The 23,058-nt window shown below is 69.9% G+C and carries 22 protein-coding genes and 1 pseudogene; 14 read left to right on the top strand and 9 right to left on the bottom strand.

Going from position 1 to position 23,058, the window contains the following annotated elements; translation table 11 throughout:
- Nucleotide 1: 1 nt before the first annotated feature.
- The gene (locus ABGB14_RS36050; RefSeq protein ID WP_347648331.1) at nt 2-1,165 is read right to left on the bottom strand and encodes an acetoin utilization protein AcuC; all 1,164 of its coding nucleotides are present in this window, start codon (nt 1,163-1,165) and stop codon (nt 2-4) included.
- A 124-nt stretch (nt 1,166-1,289) separates the two neighbouring features.
- Between ABGB14_RS36050 and ABGB14_RS36045 the strand changes: the two genes are divergently transcribed.
- The 4 genes from ABGB14_RS36045 (at nt 1,290) to ABGB14_RS36030 (ending at nt 4,796) form a co-directional block, all read left to right on the top strand.
- Entirely contained in the window at nt 1,290-2,417 is a 1,128-nt protein-coding gene (locus ABGB14_RS36045) for a histidine kinase (protein ID WP_347648330.1), read from the top strand.
- Nucleotides 2,414-3,085 carry a response regulator transcription factor gene (locus ABGB14_RS36040; protein ID WP_347648329.1) on the top strand — a complete coding sequence of 224 codons (672 nt, stop codon included), beginning with the start codon at nt 2,414-2,416 and terminating at the stop codon, nt 3,083-3,085. Before ABGB14_RS36045 ends, ABGB14_RS36040 begins: the two co-directional genes overlap by 4 nt.
- 80 nt (nt 3,086-3,165) lie before the next feature.
- On the top strand, nt 3,166-4,056 hold the full coding sequence (locus ABGB14_RS36035; protein ID WP_347648328.1) for an ATP-binding cassette domain-containing protein: 891 nt from the start codon (nt 3,166-3,168) through the stop codon (nt 4,054-4,056).
- Entirely contained in the window at nt 4,053-4,796 is a 744-nt protein-coding gene (locus tag ABGB14_RS36030) for an ABC transporter permease subunit (protein WP_347648327.1), read from the top strand. Before ABGB14_RS36035 ends, ABGB14_RS36030 begins: the two co-directional genes overlap by 4 nt.
- Nucleotides 4,797-4,800: 4 nt before the next feature.
- Here the strand turns inward: ABGB14_RS36030 and proC are convergent, their stop codons facing one another.
- Nucleotides 4,801-5,595 (bottom strand): pyrroline-5-carboxylate reductase, encoded by a 795-nt coding sequence (proC, locus tag ABGB14_RS36025; protein WP_347648326.1) that lies wholly within the window; start codon nt 5,593-5,595, stop codon nt 4,801-4,803.
- A gap of 60 nt (nt 5,596-5,655) precedes the next feature.
- On the bottom strand, nt 5,656-6,537 hold the full coding sequence (locus ABGB14_RS36020) for a proline dehydrogenase family protein (protein WP_347648325.1): 882 nt from the start codon (nt 6,535-6,537) through the stop codon (nt 5,656-5,658).
- A gap of 58 nt (nt 6,538-6,595) precedes the next feature.
- On the opposite strand from ABGB14_RS36020, the gene ABGB14_RS36015 reads away from it, so the two are divergent.
- The 7 genes and pseudogenes from ABGB14_RS36015 (at nt 6,596) to ABGB14_RS35985 (ending at nt 14,778) form a co-directional block, all read left to right on the top strand.
- Nucleotides 6,596-7,054, top strand: coding sequence for a hypothetical protein (locus ABGB14_RS36015; RefSeq protein ID WP_347648324.1), 459 nt, complete (start codon nt 6,596-6,598; stop codon nt 7,052-7,054).
- A 233-nt stretch (nt 7,055-7,287) separates the two neighbouring features.
- Nucleotides 7,288-9,162, top strand: a complete 1,875-nt coding sequence (gene dnaK / locus ABGB14_RS36010; RefSeq protein WP_347617254.1) for a molecular chaperone DnaK — start codon at nt 7,288-7,290, stop codon at nt 9,160-9,162.
- On the top strand, nt 9,162-9,752 hold the full coding sequence (grpE, locus tag ABGB14_RS36005; protein WP_347648323.1) for a nucleotide exchange factor GrpE: 591 nt from the start codon (nt 9,162-9,164) through the stop codon (nt 9,750-9,752). The genes dnaK and grpE overlap by 1 nt, the downstream gene beginning before the upstream one ends.
- A 21-nt stretch (nt 9,753-9,773) precedes the next feature.
- Nucleotides 9,774-10,952 carry a molecular chaperone DnaJ gene (dnaJ, locus tag ABGB14_RS36000; RefSeq protein ID WP_347648322.1) on the top strand — a complete coding sequence of 393 codons (1,179 nt, stop codon included), beginning with the start codon at nt 9,774-9,776 and terminating at the stop codon, nt 10,950-10,952.
- A gap of 3 nt (nt 10,953-10,955) precedes the next feature.
- Nucleotides 10,956-11,237: pseudogene (locus ABGB14_RS35995) on the top strand (helix-turn-helix transcriptional regulator); the annotation flags it as partial.
- Nucleotides 11,238-11,311: 74 nt separating this feature from the next.
- Entirely contained in the window at nt 11,312-13,882 is a 2,571-nt protein-coding gene (clpB, locus tag ABGB14_RS35990; protein ID WP_347648321.1) for an ATP-dependent chaperone ClpB, read from the top strand.
- 233 nt (nt 13,883-14,115) lie between these two features.
- On the top strand, nt 14,116-14,778 hold the full coding sequence (locus tag ABGB14_RS35985; protein ID WP_347648320.1) for a hypothetical protein: 663 nt from the start codon (nt 14,116-14,118) through the stop codon (nt 14,776-14,778).
- A gap of 262 nt (nt 14,779-15,040) precedes the next feature.
- Here ABGB14_RS35985 and ABGB14_RS35980 read toward each other — a convergent pair whose 3' ends face one another.
- Nucleotides 15,041-15,571 (bottom strand): tetratricopeptide repeat protein, encoded by a 531-nt coding sequence (locus tag ABGB14_RS35980; protein WP_347617259.1) that lies wholly within the window; start codon nt 15,569-15,571, stop codon nt 15,041-15,043.
- A 158-nt stretch (nt 15,572-15,729) separates the two neighbouring features.
- On the opposite strand from ABGB14_RS35980, the gene ABGB14_RS35975 reads away from it, so the two are divergent.
- Nucleotides 15,730-16,065 carry a hypothetical protein gene (locus tag ABGB14_RS35975; protein ID WP_347648319.1) on the top strand — a complete coding sequence of 112 codons (336 nt, stop codon included), beginning with the start codon at nt 15,730-15,732 and terminating at the stop codon, nt 16,063-16,065.
- 4 nt (nt 16,066-16,069) lie between these two features.
- Here the strand turns inward: ABGB14_RS35975 and ABGB14_RS35970 are convergent, their stop codons facing one another.
- The 5 genes from ABGB14_RS35970 to ABGB14_RS35950 all read right to left on the bottom strand — a co-directional run bounded on the left by ABGB14_RS35970 (nt 16,070) and on the right by ABGB14_RS35950 (nt 21,422).
- A complete protein-coding gene (locus ABGB14_RS35970) occupies nt 16,070-16,729 on the bottom strand; it encodes a TetR/AcrR family transcriptional regulator (RefSeq protein ID WP_347648318.1) in 660 nt (219 codons plus the stop codon).
- 29 nt (nt 16,730-16,758) lie between these two features.
- Complete coding sequence (locus tag ABGB14_RS35965) at nt 16,759-18,483, bottom strand: SDR family oxidoreductase (RefSeq protein ID WP_347648317.1); 1,725 nt, start codon at nt 18,481-18,483, stop codon at nt 16,759-16,761.
- Between the two features lie 49 nt (nt 18,484-18,532).
- Entirely contained in the window at nt 18,533-19,627 is a 1,095-nt protein-coding gene (locus ABGB14_RS35960; RefSeq protein WP_347648316.1) for a CapA family protein, read from the bottom strand.
- Nucleotides 19,628-20,277: 650 nt separating this feature from the next.
- Nucleotides 20,278-20,502 (bottom strand): DUF397 domain-containing protein, encoded by a 225-nt coding sequence (locus ABGB14_RS35955; protein ID WP_132637975.1) that lies wholly within the window; start codon nt 20,500-20,502, stop codon nt 20,278-20,280.
- A 56-nt stretch (nt 20,503-20,558) separates the two neighbouring features.
- A complete protein-coding gene (locus ABGB14_RS35950; protein WP_347648315.1) occupies nt 20,559-21,422 on the bottom strand; it encodes a helix-turn-helix transcriptional regulator in 864 nt (287 codons plus the stop codon).
- Nucleotides 21,423-22,077: 655 nt separating this feature from the next.
- Between ABGB14_RS35950 and ABGB14_RS35945 the strand changes: the two genes are divergently transcribed.
- Nucleotides 22,078-22,293 carry a hypothetical protein gene (locus ABGB14_RS35945; RefSeq protein WP_347648314.1) on the top strand — a complete coding sequence of 72 codons (216 nt, stop codon included), beginning with the start codon at nt 22,078-22,080 and terminating at the stop codon, nt 22,291-22,293.
- 1 nt (nt 22,294) lies between these two features.
- Entirely contained in the window at nt 22,295-22,945 is a 651-nt protein-coding gene (locus ABGB14_RS35940) for a hypothetical protein (protein ID WP_347648313.1), read from the top strand.
- Nucleotides 22,946-23,058: the final 113 nt, after the last annotated feature.

Genomic DNA, 23,058 nt, shown 5'->3' with positions numbered 1-23,058 from the left:
GTCAGGGCAGGGGGTCGAGCCCGTGCAGGGGGAAGACCGCGTTTCGGGTCGCCATGATCGCACGGTCAATGGGGTCAGATGGGTCATAACCACCGGAAAGGTCGTTGAATTCCGGATGGCGCCCGTCGGTCATGGTCAGCGGCGCCGTCTCGCCGGTGCGATCGCGTACGAACTGGCGCCACTCCGCGCCCGTCGGCGTGGCCGGATCGATCGGATGGCCCGCCAGCTCCGCGATGAGATGTGTCCACGCCCGCGGCACCACCTGCACCAGCTCGTAACCGCCGCCGCCCGTCGCGATCCACCGGCCGCCCGCCGTCTCGTGAGCCAGGCGGTGCAGGGCGGAGTAGGCGGTGCGCTGGCCGTCGAGGCTGAGCATCAGGTTGGCCAGCGGGTCGAGCGCGTGGCTGTCGCAACCGTGCTGCGTCACCAGGATCTCCGGCCCGAACTCGCGCAGCAGCGGCGGCACGACCGCGTCGAAGGCCCGCAGCCAGCCGGGGTCGCCGCAGCCGGCGGGGAGCGCCACGTTGACGGCGGTGCCGTCGGCGCCGGTCTCATGAGGGAACCCGGTGCCGGGGAACAACGTGCGCGGGCTCTCGTGCAGGCTGATCGTCAGGACCCTCGGGTCGTCGTAGAACGCCGCCTGCACGCCGTCGCCGTGGTGCACGTCCACGTCGACGTACGCGATGCGGCCCGCACCCTGGCGCAGCAGCCACGCGATCGCCAGCGCGGGATCGTTGTAGACGCAGAACCCGCTGGCCGTGGCGGGCATCGCGTGATGCAGCCCGCCCGCGATGTTGACGGCGTGCTCGGCCGAGCCCTCCCAGACCGCGCGGGCGGCGGCCAGTGAGGCGCCGGCGATCAGCGCGGAGGCGTCGTGCACGCCCTTGAACGCGGGGTTGTCGGTGGTGCCGAGCCCGGCGCCGAGATCGGGCCGGCCGTCGGCGGACACGCGCCTGACGGCCTCGATGTAGTCGCGCTCGTGGACCATGGCCAGCTCGTCGTCGGTGGCGGGCACGCATCCGGCCACCTCGACCTTGTCGAGGACGCCGAGCTCGCGGGCGAGCGCCATGGTCAGCTCGACCCGCACGGGGGCGAGCGGATGGCCGGGGCCGAAATCGTAGGAGGTGAGAGCGTCGTCCCAGATCACCTGTGTCGACCGGCTCATGCCACCCCTCCGCGATCGCCCTGTCCCGCCGACGTTACCGCAGCGCAGACACCTCGTTGTAGCCCGGGTTCATCCGGTGGACATCTCCCCGCGACCGCACCGATTCGTGACTTAGTGTCTTAGCGTGCGCCCAGCACGGTCCTTACTCAGGCTCATCCGCTTCTTCCGGCGTCCCAAGGTCTTCGACAGGACGCTGGTGATCGTGCTCGGCTCCCCCGGGATCATCGGGATCCCCGTCATGCTCGTCATGGAGAGGACCGCGCTCGCCCTGACCGCGCTGCCGTACCTGGTCGCCGTCATGCTCCTGCTCATGCGGCGCCACCGGCCGGTCCTGGTCACCGCGCTGGTCACCGCGATCAACGCGGTCGGCGTGACGGCGGACGTCGCGCCGTCCAGCAACGTCCCCGCGCTCATCGCCTACTACAGCCTGGGCCGCTACACCGCCGGCCGCACGACCGCGATCGCCTCCGCGGCGGCGATCGTCGCCTACGCGACAGTGCTGGAGCTGGACCAGGTCAACGGTGGCTGGGCCGCGGCCCTGTTCAACATCGGCGTGCCCGTCGGGGTCGGGCAGCTCGTCCGGCTCAGGACCGAGCTGAACGAACGCGGCAGGCGCGACGCCGCCGACGCCGCGGTCCGCGCCGAGCGGCGGCGCATCGCCAGGGAGCTGCACGACGTGGTCGCCCACCACATCACCGTGATCAACGCCCTGGTCGGCGGCGCCAGGGCCACGCTCCCAGCCGAGCAGGAGGTCACCAGGGACGCCCTGGAAAGCGCCGAGCAGACCGCCCGCCAGGCGATGTCCGAGATGCGCCGCCTGCTCGACGTGCTCAGGGCCGACGGCCAGGAAGGGCCGGACGCCGCCACGGGGGTGGGGGCCGAGCGGCTGCCCACGCTGATCAAGGAGGCCAGGTCGGCGGGGTTGCCCGCGCACCTGACCGTCAAGGGGGAGCCCGTCGCGCTGCCCGCCGTCGTGGACCACGCGGTGTACCGGATCGTGCAGGAGGCGCTGACCAACACGCGCAAGCACGCACCCGGCGCGCGGGCGAGCGTGCGGCTCGCGTACGAACCGGACGCCGTGGAGGTCGAGGTGGTCGACGACGGCAGCACGAAGGGGACCGGGTCGCCGGGGTTCGGGCTCGGAGGCATGGCCGAGCGGGTGGCGCTGTGCGGCGGCCAGCTCTCCACAGGGCCCCGCGCCCCGCAAGGAGGTTTCCGCGTACACGCCCGCATCCCCCTGGAGACACCGTGATCGAAGTGCTGCTGGCCGACGACCATGCGCTGGTGCGCGTGGGCTTCAAGCTGATGCTCGACGCCCAGCCGGACATGTGTGTCGTCGGCGAGGCCGGCGACGGCGAGCGGGCGGTGCACCTGAGCCGGCGGCTGCGCCCCGACGTGGTGCTGATGGACCTGCACATGCCGGGCCTCGACGGGGTTCGCGCGACCGAGCTGATCACGTCGGAGCTGCCGGAGGTCCGGGTGCTCGCGCTGAGCACGTTCGACCTGGACGAGAACGTGGTCGCGGCCCTCAGGGCGGGCGCGGGCGGCTTCCTGCCCAAGGACGTCTCCCCCGAGGAGCTGATCGAGGGCGTGCGCGTGGTGCACCGGGGCGAGTCCGCCGTCGCGCCGCGCCTGCTCACCAGGCTGATCGGCACGTTCGTACGAGCCGCAGGAGCCCTGGACGCGGGCCCCCGGCGCCCGGCGCCCGCCGGGGTGGCCGGTCTGACGGAGCGCGAGCGGGAGATCCTCGTGCTGATCGCCCGCGGCCGGTCGAACGCCGAGATCGCCGCGGCCCTGTCCGTGTCCCCCTCGACCGTCAAGAACCACGTGACGAACCTGTTCGCCAAGATCGGCGTAAGGGACCGGGCGCAGGCGGTGATCGTCGCCTACGAGGCGGCGCTCGTCCACCCGGGAGAGTAGGACCAGGCTCCCAGACCCCCGCGCGGGAAGCGGTTCCCGCGCAGGAGGCACACGACCTCGCGCGACGGCACGCTGGGATCATGACCGCGATACGGGCAACGAACCTGAGCAAGCGCTACGGCAAGACCGTAGCCGTGTCGGACCTGTCGTTCGACGTCGAGCCCGGCCGGGTGACCGGTTTCCTCGGCCCCAACGGCGCGGGGAAGTCCACGACCATGCGGATGATCCTGGGGCTCGACCGGCCGTCGGGCGGCACGGCGCTCGTGGACGGGCTGCCGTACGCCGAGCTGCGGCACCCGCTGCGCAAGGTGGGCGCGCTGCTGGACGCCAAGGCCGTGCACGGCGGGCGCAGCGCCCGCAACCACCTGCTGGCCATCGCGCAGAGCAACGGCATCCAAAACGGCCGGGTGGACGAGGTGCTGGAGGCCGTGGGCCTGCGCGAGGTGGCGGGGCGCCGGATCGGCGGGTTCTCGCTGGGCATGTCGCAGCGCCTGGGCATCGCCGCCGCGCTGCTCGGCGACCCGGAGATCCTGCTGTTCGACGAGCCCGTCAACGGGCTCGACCCCGACGGCATCCTGTGGATCCGCACGTTCATGCGCGAGCTGGCGGCCGAGGGCCGCGCGGTGTTCGTCTCCAGCCACCTGATGAGCGAGATGGCGCAGACCGCCGACCATCTGATCGTGATCGGCAAGGGCATGCTGATCGCCGACACGAGCGTGGAGGAGTTCATCGGGCGCAGCTCGCAGGGCTACGTACGGGTGCGCTCGCCCCGGCTGGCCGAGGTCGCCGAGCTGATCAAGGTGGGCGAGCTCCACCACGACCACCTGCGGGTGACCGCGATGAGCCCGGTCGAGATCGGCACGCTCACCGCGCGGGCCGGGATCCCGCTGGCGGAGCTGACGTTCGTGCAGCCCTCGCTGGAAGCGGCGTACATGGAGCTGACCAAGGACAGCCTGGAGTTCACCTCATGATCGACATCCTCAGGTCCGAATGGACCAAGATCCGCTCGGTCCGCTCCACGATGTGGACGCTGGCCGTCACCGCAGGGCTGATGCTGGGCATCGGCACGCTCATCGCCTCCGCCGCCAGGGGCTCGACCGAGGACGCCATCCCCGGCGCCCAGACCGTCATGCTGAGCCTGACAGGCATCATGTTCGCGTCGCTGTCCATCGCCACGCTGGGCGTGCTGGTGATCTCCAGCGAATACCGTACGGGCGGTATCCGCACGTCGCTGATGGCCGTGCCCAGGCGGATGAGCCTGCTGACCGGCAAGATCGTGGTGTTCACGGTCACCTCCCTGGTCGTGTGCACGCTCGCGTCGGCCGCCTCGCTCGCCGTGGGCGTCGCCATCACCCAGCCGCCCTCGCTCGACATGGCGGAGGCCGTGCGGGCGGTGGTGGGCTGCGGCCTTTACCTCACCGCGTGCGGCCTGTTCGGGCTGGCGCTGGGCACGCTCGTACGCCACACGCCCGGCGCGATCGTCTCGGCCATCGCGCTGATGCTGGTGCTGCCCCAGATCGCCGGCATGCTGCCGGGCGAGGTGAGCCGGACGGTGGCCGACCACTTCACCACCAACGCGGGCATGCAGGTGGCCGTCCCGCTGGTCCGCAACGCCTCGCGCGGCCCGTGGAGCGGCTTCGGCGTCTATCTCGCCTGGATCGCCGTGACCATGATCGTCGGCGCCGTGTTGCTGCGGCGGCGCGACGCCTGAGCGGTCAGCCGGAGGCGAGCTCGCGGCCGCGGTCGCGGGCCGCCTCGATGGCGGCCAGGAACGCGGCCCGCACGCTGTGGCGCTCGAGCTCGGCGATGGCCGCGATCGTGGTGCCGCCAGGAGAGGTGACGGCCTCGCGCAGGATCACCGGGTGCTCGCCCGAGTCGCGCAACATCACGGCGGCGCCGACGATGGACTGGGTGACCATGTCGAGCGCGGCCGCCCGCGGCATGCCGAGCAGGATGCCCGCGTCGACCATGGCCTCGACGAGGTAGAAGAAGTAGGCGGGGCCGCTGCCGGAGAGCGCGGTGGCGGCGTCCTGCTGCGACTCGGGGATGCGCAGCACCTTGCCGACGGGGCTGAGCAGCGCCTCGGTGAGCTTCAGATGCTCCTCGCCCGCGTGCGCGCCCGCCGAGATCACGCTCATCGCCTCGTCGAACTTGATGGGCGTGTTGGACATCACCCTGACCACGGGCACCTCGACGCCGAGCCGCTGCTCCACGAACGACGTCGTGATGCCGGCCGCGGCGGTGATCACCAGGCGGTCGGCGGGCACGTAGGGGGCGATCTCGGCCAGCAGCGTGGCCATGTCCTGGGGCTTGACGGCGAGGACCAGCGTGTCGGCCGCCTTGGCCGCCTCGGAGTTGGTGACGGTGCGCACGCCGTAGGTCTCGCGCAGCGCCTGCGCCCGCTCGGCCCTGCGCGTGGTGGCCATGATGTCGCCGGGCATGAAGCCGGCGCGCAGCAGCCCGGACAGCAGCGCCTCGCCCATCTTGCCCGTGCCCAGAATCGCGATCATTTCCGCCCCTCGAGGAATAGACGCTGATGCAGCTTACCGGCCCGTCCCCGGCATCGCGGGCTAGCCCCGCGACAGCAGGGAGCGCAGGAAGAAGGCCAGGTTGCGGGGGCGCTCGGCCAGCCGGCGCATCAGGTAGGGATACCAGTCGGCGCCGTAGGGGACGTAGACGCGCATCGTGAAACCGAGGGCCGCCAGGCGGGCCTGCTCGTCGGGGCGCACGCCGTACAACATCTGGTATTCGAAGCCGGCCGGGTCGCGGCCGTCGAGCACGGCGAGTGTCGAGGCGATGCGCACCAGCCTGGGGTCGTGGGTGGCGACCATGGGATAGCCGGCGCCGGCCATCAGCACTTTCAGGCAGCGTACGAACGAGCGGTCGATGTCGGCGGTGGAGGTGTAGGCGCCGGGAGCGGTGTAGGCGCCCTTGCACAGCCGCACCCTGGCGTCGCCGAGCTGCTCGCAGCGGTCGAGCGAGTCGGGCAGGTAGGCCTGCACCACCACGCCCACGTCGGGGTGCTCCTTGCGCAGCGCGGCGTGCACGGCGTGCAGCATGGCGATCGTGTCGTGCTCCTCCGCGTCGAGCGTCACGGTGACGTCCCTGGCCGCCGCGGCCCTGCAGATGGCCGCGGCGTGGTCGAAGGCGAGCTCCTCCGACAGCCGCAGCCCGAGCGCCGTGAGCTTGACCGAAACGTCGGCGCCCGCCGGCAGCAGGCGGAGCAGCGACAGGTAGGCGATCACGGTGTCCTCGGCCTGGACCCGGCCGGTCACATCCTCGCCGAGGTGGTCGACGGAGACGCGCAACCCCCTGCGGGACAGCTCGTCGACCGCGCCGCCGACGTCGCCGGCGACATAGCGCCTGACCACATCCCTGGTCAGCGGCGACGCGGCGATGAGGCGCTCGGCGCGCCGGCTCTTGGAGACAGCGAGCAATGCCTGACGGAGCACATGACCAGACTATGGTGAACCGTCGGCCGGCGGGATCCGTGGTAGGGGTATGCGGACAATGACAGCGCCCCTTCTGGCCGGATGTCTGATGCTGGCGACGAGTTGCGGCACGGCCCAGCCTGCCGAGCGGGTCTCCTCCCCCAGCCAGGACAAGCCGCCCGTCGTGTCCAACCCGGTCGGCACCGTGCCCAGCAAGGCGCCCCCGAAGGGGCCCAAGCAGGTCAAGCCGACGGGCGACGCCATCAACGTGCACAAGGCCCGCTGGGCCAAGGCCAAGCCGGTCGCCAAGGGCAAGGAGCTCCAGCTGACGTGGGAGTCGGGGGTGGAGCCCTGCACGGTGCTGGACCGCGTCAAGGTCAAGGAGACGTCCAAGCGCGTCACGGTCACCCTGTACGAGGGCACGTCCCCCAAGGCGAAGAACGTCTCCTGCATCATGATCGCGATCGAGAAGACCACCACGGTCAAGCTCAAGAAGCCGCTCGGCGAGCGCAAGGTGGTGGACGGCGCCAAGCCGTAACGCGAGCAGCCCGCCCCGCGAACCCCCGGCGACGCACCCCCGCGGCGCCGGGGGTTCGCGGGGCGCGGAACCTCAGAACCCGCTGCCCCGTTGCGCGTGATGTGGCCTTTGTTGCGGGAATGTCTCGGCGCTCATGAGGGTTGAGTCGAGTAGGCTCAAGTCGTTTGCCAAAGACGACACACATCCGTTAGCTTGAGTCTGCCAGACTCAACTTTGACCACAAGGACTCACTCATGGCACGTGCGGTAGGTATCGACCTTGGGACGACCAACTCCGTCGTCTCGATCCTCGAGGGCGGTGAGCCCACCGTCATCGCGAATGCGCAGGGCTCGCGGACCACGCCGTCCGTGGTCGCCTTCGCGAAGAACGGCGAGGTCCTGGTCGGCGAGGTCGCCAAGCGCCAGGCGGTCACCAATGTGGACCGGACGATCCGGTCGGTCAAGCGGGAGATGGGCACCACCTGGTCCCAGGAGATCGACGGCAAGAAGTTCTCGCCGCAGCAGATCAGCGCCTTCGTCCTGCAGAAGCTCAAGCAGGACGCCGAGGCCTACCTGGGCGAGAAGATCACCGACGCGGTGGTCACCGTCCCCGCCTACTTCAACGACGCCCAGCGCCAGGCCACCAAGGAGGCCGGCACGGTCGCGGGCCTCAACGTGCTCCGCATCATCAACGAGCCGACCGCCGCGGCCCTCGCCTACGGGCTCGACAAGGAGCAGGACCAGACCATCCTGGTCTTCGACCTCGGCGGCGGCACCTTCGACGTGTCCCTGCTCGACGTCGGCCAGGAGGACGGCCACGGCTTCGTCGAGGTCAAGGCCACCTCCGGTGACAACCACCTCGGTGGCGACGACTGGGACCAGCGCGTCGTCGACGAGCTCGTCAAGCGCTTCCAGAACGCCCACGGCGTCGACCTGGCCAAGGACAAGATGGCCCTGCAGCGCCTGCGCGAGGCGGCGGAGAAGGCCAAGATCGAGCTGTCCAGCCAGTCCGAGACCAACATCAACCTGCCCTACATCACGGCCTCGGCCGAGGGTCCGCTGCACCTCGACGAGAAGCTGACGCGCTCCGAGTTCCAGCGGCTGACGGCCGACCTGCTCGAGCGGACCAAGGGCCCGTTCAACCAGGTCATCAAGGACGCCGGCATCAAGGTGGCCGACATCGCCCACGTGGTGCTCGTCGGCGGCTCGACCCGCATGCCCGCCGTCTCCGAGCTCGTCAAGGAGCTGACCGGCGGCAAGGAGCCCAACAAGGGCGTCAACCCCGACGAGGTCGTCGCCATCGGCGCCGCCCTGCAGGCCGGCGTGCTCAAGGGCGAGGTCAAGGACGTCCTGCTGCTCGACGTGACCCCGCTGTCGCTGGGCATCGAGACCAAGGGCGGCATCTTCACCAAGATCATCGAGCGCAACACGACGATCCCGACCAAGCGCTCCGAGGTCTTCACCACGGCCGAGGACAACCAGCCGTCGGTGCAGATCCAGGTCTACCAGGGCGAGCGCGAGATCGCCTCCTACAACAAGAAGCTCGCGACGTTCGAGCTGACCGGCATCGCCCCGGCGCCGCGCGGCATCCCGCAGATCGAGGTCACCTTCGACATCGACGCCAACGGCATCGTCAACGTCTCCGCCAAGGACCTGGGCACGGGCAAGGAGCAGACGATGACGATCACCGGCGGCTCCGCGCTGCCGAAGGACGACATCGAGCGGATGATGCGCGAGGCCGAGTCGTACGCCGAGGAGGACAAGAAGCGCCGCGAGGAGGCCGAGGTCCGCAACAACGCCGACGGACTCGCCTACCAGACGGAGAAGTTCCTCCGCGAGAACGACGACAAGGTCCCCGGCGAGATCAAGACCGAGGTCAACGACGCCCTGGCCGAGCTGAAGAAGGCTCTGGAAGGCACCGACACCGACGTCATCCGCACCTCGGCGGAGAAGCTCGCCACCGTCAGCCAGAAGATGGGTTCGGCGATCTACGCCCAGAGCCAGGGCCAGCAGGCCGGCGGCGAGGGCGCCCCGCAGGACGCCGCGTCCGGTCAGGAGGGCCAGAAGGCCGATGACGACGTGGTCGAAGCCGAGATCGTCGACGAAGACCAGCCGAAGAAGGACAAGTGATGCCGGCGCGTGAAAACGGGCACGAGGAGCCAGTGATCCGCGACAACCGCAAGATCGACCCCGAGACGGGCCAGGTGCGCGAGGCCCCGGCCGACGAGCAGGAGGCGCCCGCCGAGGCGCCGCAGGCGCAGAACGGCGAGCTGGCGGCCCAGCTCGCCGAGCGGACCGCCGACCTGCAGCGGCTGCAGGCCGAATACACCAACTACCGCAGGCGGGTCGAGCGCGACCGGGTGGCGGTCCGCGAGCAGGCGGTCGCGGGGGCGCTGACAGAGCTCCTTCCCGTGCTCGACGACATCGGAAGGGCCCGCGACCACGGCGAGCTGACCGGAGGCTTCGCGAAGGTGGCGGAGTCCCTGGAAGCGGTGCTCACCAAGCTGGGGCTCAGTCCCTTCGGACAGAAGGGCGACCCGTTCGACCCGACGGTCCACGAGGCGCTGATGCACAGCTACTCGACCGAGGTGACCGAGCCGACCGCCGTCGAGGTGCTGCAGCTCGGCTACCGGATGGGCGACAGGGTGCTACGCCCGGCGCGGGTGGCCGTCGCCGAGCCCGAGGACGCCACCCCCGCGTCCGATGACGACGACAACTGACACGAGGACGAAGGGCCGTAGATGAGCACCAAGGACTACTTGGAGAAGGACTACTACGCCGTCCTTGGTGTGCCCAAGACCGCCACCGCCGACGAGATCAAAAAGGCCTACCGGAAGCTGGCCAGGCAATACCACCCCGACACCAACAAGGGCGACGCGACCAAGGAGACCAAGTTCAAGGAGGTCTCCGAGGCGTACGACGTCCTGTCCGACAGCAAGCGCCGCAAGGAGTACGACGAGGCGCGCACGCTGTTCGGGTCCGGGGTGGGCGGCCAGCGGGCCGGCGGCGGTGGCGGGTTCCCGTTCGACTTCGGCGACCTGTTCGGCGGCACGGCGCAGCCGGGTTCCGGCGGAGGCGCGGGTGACCGGCTCGGCGACCTGTTCGGCGGGCTGTTCAACCGGGGCGGCTCCACCCGCACCTCGACCACGTCCAGGCCGCGGCGCGGCCAGGACGTCGAGTCCGAGGTGACGCTGACGTTCACCGAAGCGGCCGAGGGCACCACGGTGTCGCTCAGGCTCACGAGTTCGGCCGCCTGCGCCGCGTGCACCGGCACGGGCGCCAGGGCGGGCACGACCCCCAGGGTCTGCCCCACCTGTGAGGGCACCGGGGCGGCCAGCCGCAACCTGGGCAACTTCGCCTTCTCCGAGCCCTGCCGCGACTGCAAGGGCCGCGGGCTGATCGTGGACGACCCGTGCCCCGTGTGCGAGGGCAACGGCCGGGCCAAGAGCACCCGCACCATCCAGGCCCGCATCCCCGCGGGGGTGGCCGACGGCCAGCGGGTCAGGCTCAAGGGCAAGGGCGCCCCGGGCGAGAACGGCGGCCCCGCCGGCGACCTCTACATCCAGACGCACGTCAAACCGCATGCCGTGTTCGGCCGGTCGGGCGACAACCTGACGATCACCGTCCCGGTGACGTTCACGGAGGCCGCTCTGGGCGCCGAGATCAAGGTGCCCGTCCTCAAGGGCATGCCGGTGACGCTGCGCATCCCCCCGGGCACGCCCAACGGCCGCACGTTCCGCGTGCGCGGCAGGGGCGTCACCCGCAAAGACGGCACCAAGGCCGACATGCTCGCGACAGTCGAAGTGGTGGTGCCGAAGACGCTCGACGACAAGTCGCGCGAGCTCCTCACCGAGTTCAACACCGCCAACGCCAGTGAGGACCCACGCGCTGAGCTCATTCAGCGAGCCAGAAGCGAGTAGCCGATGGACGCCAACTATTTCGACCTGTCAGATGACACACCCGTTTATGTGATCTCGGTGGCCGCGCAGCTGTCGGGGCTGCATCCCCAGACCCTGCGCCAGTACGACCGGCTGGGGCTGGTCAGCCCCGGCCGCACCGCGGGGCGCGGCCGCCTCTACTCGACACGCGACATCATCCAGCTCCGCGAGGTGCAGCGGCTCTCCCAGGAGGAGGGCATCAACCTCGCGGGCATCAAGCGGATTCTCGAGCTCGAGAACGAAGCGCTGCGGCTGCGGGAGGAGGTTCACCGCCTGCGTGCCGAGATGCGGATGGTCCGAGCGCTGATCCGCTACGAGCTGCCACCGGGGGCCTAGAAAAGATGGACTACAAGCTCACCCAGAAGAGCCAGGAGGCGCTCTCGGGTGCCATGCGGCGTGCCGCCGCCGAGGGCAACCCCGAGATCGCCCCCGTTCACCTGCTCACCACGCTGCTCTCCCAGACCGGCGGCACCGCCGTGCCGCTGCTCGAAGCCGTCGGCGCCGACTGGCGCGCGCTGCGGGCGCGGGCGGAGGAGCAGCTGGCAACGCTGCCGAAGGCGCAGGGCGCGACCGTGGGGGCGCCGTCGAGCTCGCGCCACCTCCTGACGGTGATGAACACCGCCGCCCAGCACGCCAACCGGCTCGAAGACCTCTACGTCTCGACCGAGCACCTGCTGGTGGGCCTGGCCGCCGACGGCGGACCCGTGGCCGACCTGCTGAAGGCTCAGGGCGCGACGCCGCAGGCGCTGCTCGACGCCTTCGAGAAAGTACGCGGCCACGCCCGCGTCACCAGCGAGACCCCTGAGGACACCTACCAGGCGCTGGAGAAGTACGGCGTCGACCTGACCGAGCACGCGAGGGGCGGCAAGCTCGACCCGGTCATCGGCCGCGACTCCGAGATCCGCCGCGTCATCCAGGTGCTCAGCCGCCGCACCAAGAACAACCCGGTGCTCATCGGCGAGCCGGGCGTCGGCAAGACCGCCGTCGTCGAAGGGCTGGCCCAGCGCATCGTGGCCGGCGACGTGCCCGAATCGTTGCGCAACAAGCGGCTGATCTCGCTCGACCTGGGCGCGATGGTGGCGGGCGCGAAATACCGCGGCGAGTTCGAGGAGCGGCTCAAGGCCGTGCTCTCCGAGATCAAGGAGAGCGACGGGCAGATCGTGACGTTCATCGACGAGTTGCACACCGTCGTCGGCGCGGGGGCCGCCGAGGGCGCGATGGACGCCGGCAACATGCTCAAGCCCATGCTGGCCCGCGGCGAGCTGCGCATGATCGGCGCTACCACGCTCGACGAATACCGCGAGCGCATCGAGAAGGACCCCGCGCTGGAGCGCCGCTTCCAGCAGGTCTACGTGGGCGAGCCCACGGTCGAGGACACGATCGCCATCCTGCGCGGGCTCAAGGGCCGCTACGAAGCCCACCACCAGGTGCAGATCGCCGACAGCGCGCTGGTGGCCGCCGCCGCGCTGTCCGACCGCTACATCACCAACCGCTTCCTCCCCGACAAGGCCATCGACCTGGTCGACGAGGCCGCCTCGCGGCTGCGCATGGAGATCGACTCCCGTCCCGTGGAGATCGACCAGCTCCAGCGCAACGTCGACCGGATGAAGATGGAGGAGCTGGCGCTGTCCAAGGAGACCGACGAGGCCTCCGTCCAGCGGCTCGAACGCCTGCGCCAGGAGCTGGCCGACCGCCAGGAGGAGCTCAACGCCCTGGTCGGCCGCTGGGAGCACGAGAAGGCCGGGCTCAACAAGGTCGGCGAGCTGAAGAAGCAGCTCGACGAGGCCAGGAGCGCCGCCGAGCGGGCCCAGCGCGACGGCGACTTCGAGGCCGCGTCCCGGCTCATGTACGCCGAGGTGCCGCGGCTGGAGCAGGTGCTGAAGTCCGCGTCCGAGGCGGCGCAGCCCGACAACACCATGGTCAAGGAGGAGGTCGGGGCCGACGACATCGCCGAGGTGATCTCGTCGTGGACCGGCATTCCCGCGGGGCGGCTCCTGGAGGCGGAGACGGCCAAGCTGCTGCGCATGGAGGAGGAGCTGGGCAGGCGGCTCATCGGCCAGCAGCAGGCCGTACAGGCCGTTTCCGACGCCGTACGCCGCAGCCGGGCCGGCATCGCCGACCCCGACAGGCCGACGGGCTCGTTCGTGTTCCTCGGGCCGACCGGTGTGGGCAAGACCGAGCTGGCCAAGGCGCTGGCGGAGTTCCTGTTCGACGACGAGCGGGCGATGACCCGCATCGACATGAGCGAATACTCCGAGAAGCACAGCGTGGCCAGGCTCGTCGGCGCGCCCCCCGGCTACGTCGGCTACGAGGAGGGCGGCCAGCTCACCGAGGCCGTCAGGCGGCGCCCGTACACCGTGGTGCTGCTCGACGAGGTGGAGAAGGCCCACCCCGAGGTGTTCGACATCCTGCTGCAGGTGCTCGACGACGGGCGGCTGACCGACGGCCAGGGCCGCACGGTCGACTTCCGCAACACGATCCTGATCCTCACCTCCAACATCGGCTCGCAGTTCCTCGTCGATCCCAAGCTGGAGAACGGCGCCAAGCGCGAGGCCGTCATGGGGGCGGTGCGCAACTCGTTCAAGCCGGAGTTCCTCAACCGGCTCGACGACGTGATCCTCTTCGACGCGCTCGGCTCCGAGGAGCTGGCACGCATCGTCGACCTGCAGGTCGACCGCCTGGCGCAGCGCCTGGCCGACCGCAGGCTGACGCTGGAGGTCACGCCGGCGGCCCGCGAGTGGCTGGCGCTGACGGGCTACGACCCGATGTACGGCGCCCGCCCGCTGCGCCGCCTGGTCCAGTCGGCCATCGGCGACAAGCTGGCCAAGGCGGTGTTGTCGGGCGAGATCGCCGACGGCGACAAGGTCATGGTGGAGCTCGGCGACGACGAGCTGCTCATCCAGCGCGGCTGAGGCCCGGCCGGGAGCCCGGAGACCCGAACGGTTTCCGGGCTCCGCGAGCTCCGGCGTGTCATGCCGCGGTCATGCGGCATGGAGCTGGGTAAGGTTCGCCCCACACTTCGGACAAGCCGCGCTCCCCCGGCCGGCCGGCTGGCTACGTTCAGCGTTCGTCAGATCAGCGAAATCGATCAGGGGGACGTGCAGTGTCATCCCAGAAAGTCCGAAGCATCCTCGCGGTGGCGGCGGTGACCGCTGGTGTCACGTGGTGGGCCGCGACCCCCTCGACGGCTGACTCCTGCTCGAACACCAAGCCGGTCGTGTTGTCGCCGGACTCGGCCCTGTCCTTCTGCCACGAGCAGTCGAGGGTGGACATCAACGACGGCGGCACTGGCGGCAGCCGGATGGTCGCCGAGGAGTCGGGCAAGCTGGCCATGGCGACCGGGCGGCTGGCCAGGCAGCTGGGCCTGACGGGCCTGGCCGCCGGAAAGTCGGCGCTGGGCGGCGCCGACATCGGCGGGGTCGCGGCGACCTGGGGCATGCCGATGCTGACTTCCGCCTCGCCCGTGGTGTTCCCCACGGTGCCGGGCCGGGCCGGCATGAAGGACGTGTCGACCCTGTCGAGCGTGCCGGCGCTGCCCTCCCTGCCGTCCCTGCCCGAGACGCCGCTGCTGGCCAAGCTGCCGGCGGAGATGTCGCTCGGCCAGGCCGCCCACAGCAACCGCATCGCGGGCTCCCGCATCCGGTCGCCGAAGGACCTGGACAAGCCCGTCCGCGAGGTCGGCGAGGACGTCATCGGCGTGCTGCTGCCGAAGGCGGTGGAGAGCGTCGAGGGCACCTCCATGCTGACCGGCGGCCGGTCGGCGGTGCCGGGCGTCACGGGGGTCACCGACGGCCTCGGCCTGCGGTGAGCGCGCAGTCCGGCCATCTCGTCCGGGCGCGGAACGTGCCTGCCGCGCCCGGATCTCCATAACCGAAGGGGCCGCGGCCGTCCGGCCGCGGCCCCTTCGCATCCTGCCGCCGTTCTGCGGGCCCTGTTCTGCGGGCCCTGTTCTGCGGCCCCTGTTCTGCGGCGCTGTTCTGCGGCGCTGTTCTGCGGGCATGCCGCAGCGAACTCCGGCCACCGGCGGCCCCGCCCTGGGACGGGCCGCGACGTCGCGCGAGGCGATCGGGTCAGGAGACCATCTCGTCGAGCTCGTCCTCCGGGAGCCCGAGATCGACCCTGATGCGGTAGCGGGTGCGCAGCAGCGCCACCTGCTCGGGGTCGTTCTCGTCGCAGTCGAGGACCGCCTGGGTGGCCCATTCGAGCCCACCCCGGAGGTCTCCGTAGGCGACGAGCGTCTCGGCGATCGTGTGGGCGGTCGCCGTGGAGACGTCGCCCTCGGCGCGTATCGTCTCGATGACCTCCCTCGCCTCGTCGGGCCTGTCGAGCTCGAAGAGCGTGTCGGCGATGCCGGCACGCGGGTCGAAACCCGCCTCGCCACCGTCCTCGACCGCGCGCTGGAAACACTCCATCGCGCGCGCCGGCTGGCCCGCCGCCCGCCACTCCTCGGCGGCGAGGACCAGGATGGAAGCCCGGGAGACGTCGCCCGAGGAATAGTCGAGCGCGACGTCGTAGAGCCGACTGGCCAGGGAATCGTGGTCGTCGGCCAATAGAGCCTGCTCAAGCAGACGATCAAGGTGCTCACGGGTCACATGCGCCACACCGCGAGACTACCGAGCCGCCCGGCCGTTTGCCTGGCCAATCCACACACTCACAAATCGGTAACGACTCGCCCAACTCTGCGCCCCCTGAGCGTGTTCGTGCAGGTCACAGGGCATATAGCAGATGCTCCGCTGTCAAGCGAGCGAAGGGGGCCGTGATGGGCGTGTCCAAGCAGATGACCTTCACGCTGGCCTGCGCTGTCGTACTGTCGGCCCTCGTCCCCGGCCTCGCCGGCTATCTGTCGGCACGTCTCGAGGCCATCGAGTCGGCGGAGCGCAGCCTGCGCGCCCTGGAGACCCGCCTGCACATCAGGGAGGCCAGGGACGCGCGTCCCGTCTCCTACCCGGGGCCGTGCCTGCGCACGCCTGCCGCGCCGGGCTATGAGGAACTGCCGACGGCCGCGCTCGGCCAGCGGCGGCACTGGCAGCCGGACGACGTGCCCGCCTGGCTGCCCGGTCTGGTGACGGAGCCGCCGTACGCGGGCGGCCACTGAGCGCTCAGTCGTGCGGCGACCATGAACGCAGCTGGCGGGAGAGAAAGCCGCGGATCAGGTGTTTGGCCGCCTCGATGATCTCCGGTTCCCCGTCGGGGTCGCGGCGGAAGGCGAGTTTCAGCACCGCGTCGCCCGCCTCGACCGCCACCAGCACCGCGAGGTCGAGTTCGGGGCTGTCGGCCAGGCCGAACTCCTTCAGGAACAACCCGCGCAGCCGCCCGGCGATCACGGTGTTGTTGTCGGAGTCGGAGTCGAGCAGGTTGAGGTCGACGACGTCACCGAAGTGCAGGCTCTTGAAGCCGGCGACCGTGCGGTGCATGTCGACGTATTCGTCGATGATCGCGTCGACCGCCTCCCACCACCCTCGGTGGTCCTCCTCCAGGAACTTGCGGTCGACCCGGCGGACGAACTCCTCGACGTTGCGCCGGGTGAGCTCCTGCGTGATCGCGCGCTTGTCGGGAAAGAACTGGTAGACCGACCCGATCGCCACGCCTGCCCGCTCGGCGATGCGGGTGGTGGACAGGGCTTCGTACCCGGTCTCGTCGAGCAGTTCGGCGCAGGCGTCGAGCATGCGCTCGACGCGCCGGGCGCTGCGGCGCTGTGCGGGTTGCCGCCTGAGTGCTTTGGGCTGGCTGCAGTCTTCATCAATTTGCGGCGAGGACACGGAATCATCTTCTCCCGTACGTGCGATCGTTACCCGCGATTTCTGGATACCGACGTGGTTCCGGTCAACCGTGCCAGCCCGCGCATCGCCCGTGGCGAAATCCGCGATAGGGCGTATCCGATTTTTCCTTCCAGGTTGACCGGAACGACCGCCTGATTTCTGTGCACCGCACGCAGAACGTGCGCGGCCACGCGCTCGGGTGGATATCCGCGCCGCGCCAGGCCGCGTACGGCGTCGTCGTACAGGTCCGCACCGGTGTACATGGCGTTGCGGGCGATGGCCGTGGAGACGAAGCCCGGGCAGATGGCGCTCACCCCGATGTCGTGCCCGGCCAGCTCGGCCCGCAGGCAGTCGCTGAGCATCTTCACCGCGGCCTTCGAGGCGGAGTACGCGGGCAGCAGCCGTGAGGGCGCGAAGGCGGCCAGGGAGGCGATGTTGACGATGTGGCCGCCCTGGCCGCGCTCGACCATGGCGGCGGCGAACAGGCGGCATCCGTGCACAACGCCCCACAGATTGATGTCGACGGTCCTGCGCCAGTCGTCCACGGTGTGGTCGAGAAACGATCCAACGACCGCGATTCCGGCATTGTTCACCACAATGTCCGGCACTCCATATTGGGCGATGATATTTCGCGAGAAGTTCTCCATTTCCTCCGTATCCGCGACATCGACCCGCACCGCGTGTGCCGTACCCCCGAGGTCCTTCCCGATCGTCTCGGCGGCCCGCCGGGCGGCGGCGAGATCGATGTCCGCGCAGACCACCTCGGCGCCGTGCGCCGCGAACGCCCGCGCCGTCGCCAGCCCGATCCCCGACCCGGCCCCCGTCACCACCACCAGCCGCCCGCCGAACCTCCTTCGCCCGCTCCCCACCCGCGCCCGCCGCAACGCCGTGCCGGCCCGGGCGCCCTCGACATGGCAGGCGAACTCGGCGATCATCCCGGCGACGGCGCCGGGACGGCTGCGGTGGGCCCAGTGCCCGGCCGCGAGCCTGCGGCGCCACAACCCGCTCACCCACCGGTCGAACGAGGCCGGCAGCGCGGGCGTCACGAACCGGTCCCGCGTGGCCTCGATGATCTGCACGGGCACGTCGGAGACGCTCGGGTCGAGGCCCGGGTCGCCGAGCGTGGCGGCCATGTTGCGCCGGTAGAGCCAGAGCCCGTTGCGCCCGTCCTCGGCCAGGGTGGGCGCCGGATGCCCCGGCCGTGGCGTGACGCCCTCGCCGAGCAGGGCGCGGGTGACGATCCGCGGCATGACGGAGCCCCAGGCCAGCTCGGGCAGCGCGGGCAGCAGAAAGGCGCCGATGTACCACGACCTCGTCCGCTGCGCCGCGACGTCACGCCGCCGCCCGTGCCGCATGAAATGCCGCATCTGCCGCAGCCCTGGCCCGCCCAGGCTGGTGAACGAGGCCACCCGGTCACGGATGCCCTCCCGCGCGACGGCCTCCCAGCCCTGCAGCGATCCCCAGTCGTGGCCCACGAGGTGGACCCTGGACTTGCCCACGGCGTCGAGCACTGCGCCGAGGTCGGCGATCAGGTGGTCGAAGTCGTAGGCGCGCCGGTCGCGCGGGGCCGAGGACCTGCCCGCCCCGCGCACGTCGTAACGCACCACGTGGAAGCGGTCGCGCAGGAGCGCGGCCACCTCGTCCCAGACGCGGTGGGTGTCGGGATAGCCGTGGAGGAGGACGATCGTCGGCCGATCGGGGTCACCCTCCTCGAAGAGCGCCAGGCGTACGTCACCGGACTCGACCCACCGCATCGCGACCTCCTATTGGACGCACTGTCCAGCAGAATACCAACGGGAGGGATCACTTGCCGGGCCGGGCCGACAGGCCCGTACACGAGCGCAACTCCTTCCAGTCCGCGACCGCCCGCGTCCTGGACGACCCCTTCATCGGCACCGGGACGCCGCCCTGGATGGTGGCCGGCGTCCAGGTGTCCTTCAGCACCTTCCGCCCGTTGATCGTCAACGTCAGCACCCCGGTCCTGCCCGTGGTCGCCGGGTTGGAGTTGTAGAAGACGAAGTTGCCCATGCCGTAGTTGACGTACGCGTTCTTGAGATATCCCGACCCGAGCAGGATGTGGGCGTGCCCGCCGACCACCACGTCGGCGCCCGCCTCGACCAGCTTGGGGGCGAGCGAGCGCTGCGCCGGGTTGGGGCACTTCTGCATCTCGGTCCCCCAGTGCAGGTGGACGATCACCGTGTCGGAGTTCTTGCGCGCCTTGCGTACGGCCCGGAGCAGGCTCGCCTCGTCCTTGGCCGAGGCCAGCCCGCCCTTGCCGGACGTGGCCGTCCACGACTGGATGAACTCCGCGTCCATGACCTGGGTGGCCCCGATGACCGCCACCCGGTTGCCGTTCACGGTCTTCCGGTACGGCCGGTACGCCCGCGCCGCGTCCTTCCCGATCCCCACCACGGGGAACTTGCTGCGCTTGATCGCCGCCAGCGTGTCGGCCAGCCCGTCGTCCATGTAGTCCATGCCGTGGTTGTTGGCCATGGACGCCACGTCGACCCCGGCGGCCTTCAACGCGCTCAACGCGCTGGGCGGGGCTCTGAACGTGTACTGCTTGCCCGGCGCCGGCGTACCTCCGGTGGTGATGGCCGTCTCCAGGTTCACCATGGATAAATCGGCCTTGCGCAACACGCTCGCGATCGGCCCGAGAGCCGTGCGCGGGTTGGAGAGCCGGGGGCGCAACATCCCCTCGAAGTGCACGTCCCCGCCGAAGGCGATCGTGTACGGCCGCCGCTGCGGCGTCGGCTTCGCCGAGGGCGTGGCCGAGGGCGTGGAGGGTGCCCGCTGCTGCTCCACCTGCCCGCGTTGCGGCTCCCTCTCCGGCGGCGACGAGCATGCCGCCAGGGACACGACGACAGCGAGCACCGGGAGGGCATGGGGGAGTTTCATCTACCGCCACTTCCACTCGAATCCTGTCTTCCAGGGATCGAGCATGCCATGCAGGGCGGTTACCGTGCAGTCCACACGTTTGACAACAAATCGGACATCGCGTCACGTGGCCCGTCGTTCCGCCTGGCCACACGCGCGACGGCCCGACGACCCACCACGGACAGCCGTGCGCCCTCCTCCGACGTCGACCGACCTCACCTGATCAGCGACGTCGGCCGCCGGAGGTCACGGGCGGCTCGGAAAGCGTGTCGTCGAACACGGGGAGCACCATTCACGCAGGGTGTCGCCCAGGGCCTGGCCTTTCCCGACCACCGCACAAGAACGGCCTGCGCCCCATCCAGGACGCAGGCCGTTCGCACCATATTTTTTTCGCGGGAACGGGCCGGGAGACGGCCATTCATCTCGCCCTGTCGGGCCCCGGCGACAAATGCTTGAGAAAAGAGTGCGGGGCGCCGCTGTCACGGAGGCGGGATCGCGCGGATATCGGGGGCACCTGATGCGTGCCGCTTGATCAACCGGACTGTGGGTGTGCCATCATTGGAAGGTCTTCTGTGCTCAAGTCTGCAGGTGAGCCGGAGTGCGGCGAGGCGTGCCAGGCCTCGTCTCGAACGGCCCTGAAGGTTGTGTCAGCAACGCGCCAGGGCCGTTCTCTATGCGCCGGCCCCTAGGGTGGCCATGTCGAATTCACCGTCACGGACTCCCGCGGTGAAAGCCTCCCACTCCGCCGGAGTGAAGACCAGGACAGGGCCGTCCTGCTCTTTACTGTCGCGCAGCGCGACATTACCGTTGGCCAAGGGTGCGACTTCAATGCAGGCGTCTGCGCCATTGCAGAAGGTGCTCTTCCGCCAAGCCGCCTCGACAGGTTGGATGTGCATGCTCTCCCCAAATAGACAAAGGGGCCCCATTGCCCCTTGTTGAGGTTTCGGTGTTACTAACGCCGCCACAGCATAGCTTTACGTTGGATGAGCACGCGCGACTCGTCCTCATCCAGCGCCTCCGACCTGATGTGGCCGAAGGCCGCCTCATAGCCTGCCACGCGTTCGAGATCTTCGACGAAGTGGGCGGTGTACAGCTGTTCGAGATAGACCACGTCGTCGAAGTCACGGAACTTCAGGTGGATGAACGCGCTCGTGTTCACCGGGTGAAGTGCGTCCAGGGCGAGGACATGGATGCTGACGTGCGGCAGCAGGGAGATCTCCAGGAGATGCTCCATCTGCTCGTGCATCACCGAAGGCTCCCCGAAGCGGCGCGTCAGCGCCGACTCATCCAGCACGACCGTGAGCGCGCAGGGATGTGCCCGGTGCAGAACGCGACGCTGCCGGTCGAGGCGGGCCTCGACGCGGCTCCGGACACCGCTGTGCGTGATGCGCGCGATGCCCCGGGAGGCCAGGATGACTTCCCGCGCGTAGTCCTCGGTTTGCAGGAGACCGGGCACGATCTGTGGTTCCCACGATCGTTGTGAGGTCGCCTCCGCCTCAAGCCCGAGGAATCTTGTGTATTCCTCAGGAAGAGTGTCTTCGTAATCTTCCCACCACCCGCGCTGCTCCGCATCCCGCAACAGGCCGAAGAGCTCGTCAAGTTTCGTCCCGTCGACGCGGTAGAGCTCGGCCAGGGCCTTGATGTCGTCGGCGACGGGCATGGTCTTGGCCGCCTCGATGCGGCTGACCTTGCTCGCCGACCAGCCGAGTTCGCGGGCGGCCTTGGCGCCGGTGAGTTTCCTTCGCTCCCGGAGGAGGCGCAGCTCCTGCCCGAGCCGGAGCCTGCGTACTGTGGGACTGCCCTGCTGCGATGGCACCGTCCACTCTCCTTGTCGGGAATGAAGGTGTAGCCGGAAGGGGTCGTTTGGGGGCCCGGCTTTGTGGGCCGTACGGCCAATCGTACATGCAACTTGCATGGATAGTCGCGTACGGCCTTGCCATGAAGGCTTTCACGGGGAGAGCGTAGGGGCAAGACAGGCTCGGTAGGGGTGGCGAAGCCGGAGTTCGTGGCAGGTCGACCGACCTATGACTCTTCTCGTGCAAGTTGCATCGCAAGCCGTGAAGCAAGTCGCGAAGAAACTTAAATCTTCCCTTGCCCAAAGTCTTGCAGCATCGCAGGCCTAGGGGGACGATCGATCTCAGGAGGGACCTTGGATGGTGAGGAGGCCGATATGACCACACGGCCGTACGCATCAGGCCTTCCGCCCACGATCGCGCGCCCTCACGCGGGCCGCCTCGCCGGCAACGTCGCCGTCCCGGAACTGAGAATCCACCCCAGGGAGGCCACTTGCCGGAAGGACCACTTCATCGCCTGACCGCGCAGCGAGAGTCCGCTCATTCGAGCACGCAAAAAGCCGGTCCGAGGCCGATATCCGACTCGCCGCATATGGGCTGCCACCCTGCGACGAGACCGGCCATCAGCCGTCGGACCGGCCAAGAAGCCACCTCAAAATGCCGCGAAAGGGGTCTTCTATGTACTCACAAGGTACCAAGGGACTCAGCCGAATCAAGTCCCGGATCCGGGAACTCGTCGCATGGGCCGACCGGGAGATCTGCATGGAGCCCGACGAGTTCGCGCACCGCATGGGCTGGACCGTCGAGCGGGTGGGACTCGGCGCCCGCCGCTACCGCGACCCGCGCTTCGACCAGCTCCGCCTCCCGCACCGCGTGACGGAGGAGGTGTCTTGACGTGCCGAGGAACCCGCGTAACCAGATCTACCCCGGCTACGAGGACCTGCCCGCCCCCGGCCGGAGCGGCCGGTTCGTCAGGCTCTGGCGGATCCGTACGGAGCTGCTGCTCGCGGCGGCGCTGACGCTGTTCACGCTGTCGCTGCTCGGCGCCGCCCAGGAGGGCCGGTGGATGCCCTTCATCCTGCTGAGCAGCGCCATCTCGGTGCCGGCCGCGACCAGGACCGGCCGCAACTGGGTCACCTCGCACATCTGGTGCGTGATCTCCCGGCACCGCCTGCAGCGGGTCTGCCTGGAGACCACGATGCACACCAGGGCCGGGCGGATCCCGCTGGTGCTCTGGATCACGCCCACGTCCAGGGGCGAGAAGGCGCTGATCCTGACGAGGGCCGGGATCTGCGCCGAGGAGTTCGAGGCGTACAGCGAGGAGATCGCCGCAGCGTGCTGGGCCAGGAGCGCGAACGTCTACCGGCACCGCACGCGCTCGCAGTTCCTGATCGTGGAGATCGTCCGGCGCGACGAGGCGCCGGGCACGGCCTCCCCCGGCCTGGACAGGTTGTACGGCCGGCGAGCGTGGATCTCGCTACGACCCGACGTCGAGGAGCCGCCTGATCTCCGCGCGGACATGACGCTGGCGCGGGCCGGCCACTAGACCTGGGGGACCGCGCCTACCCCAGGGGCACGAGCCCCGGAGACCACGCGGGGGCTCCGGGGCTTCCCCATGCGCTCGACGTTCCGGGTGGTCACGCACTGTTCAGCGGAGAT

This window comes from Nonomuraea sp. B10E15, assembly GCF_039871615.1.
Classification (GTDB): Bacteria; Actinomycetota; Actinomycetes; order Streptosporangiales; family Streptosporangiaceae; genus Nonomuraea.
The sequence above is the reverse complement of the archived record's forward strand: the minus strand, read 5'-3'. Positions and strand labels throughout refer to the sequence as shown.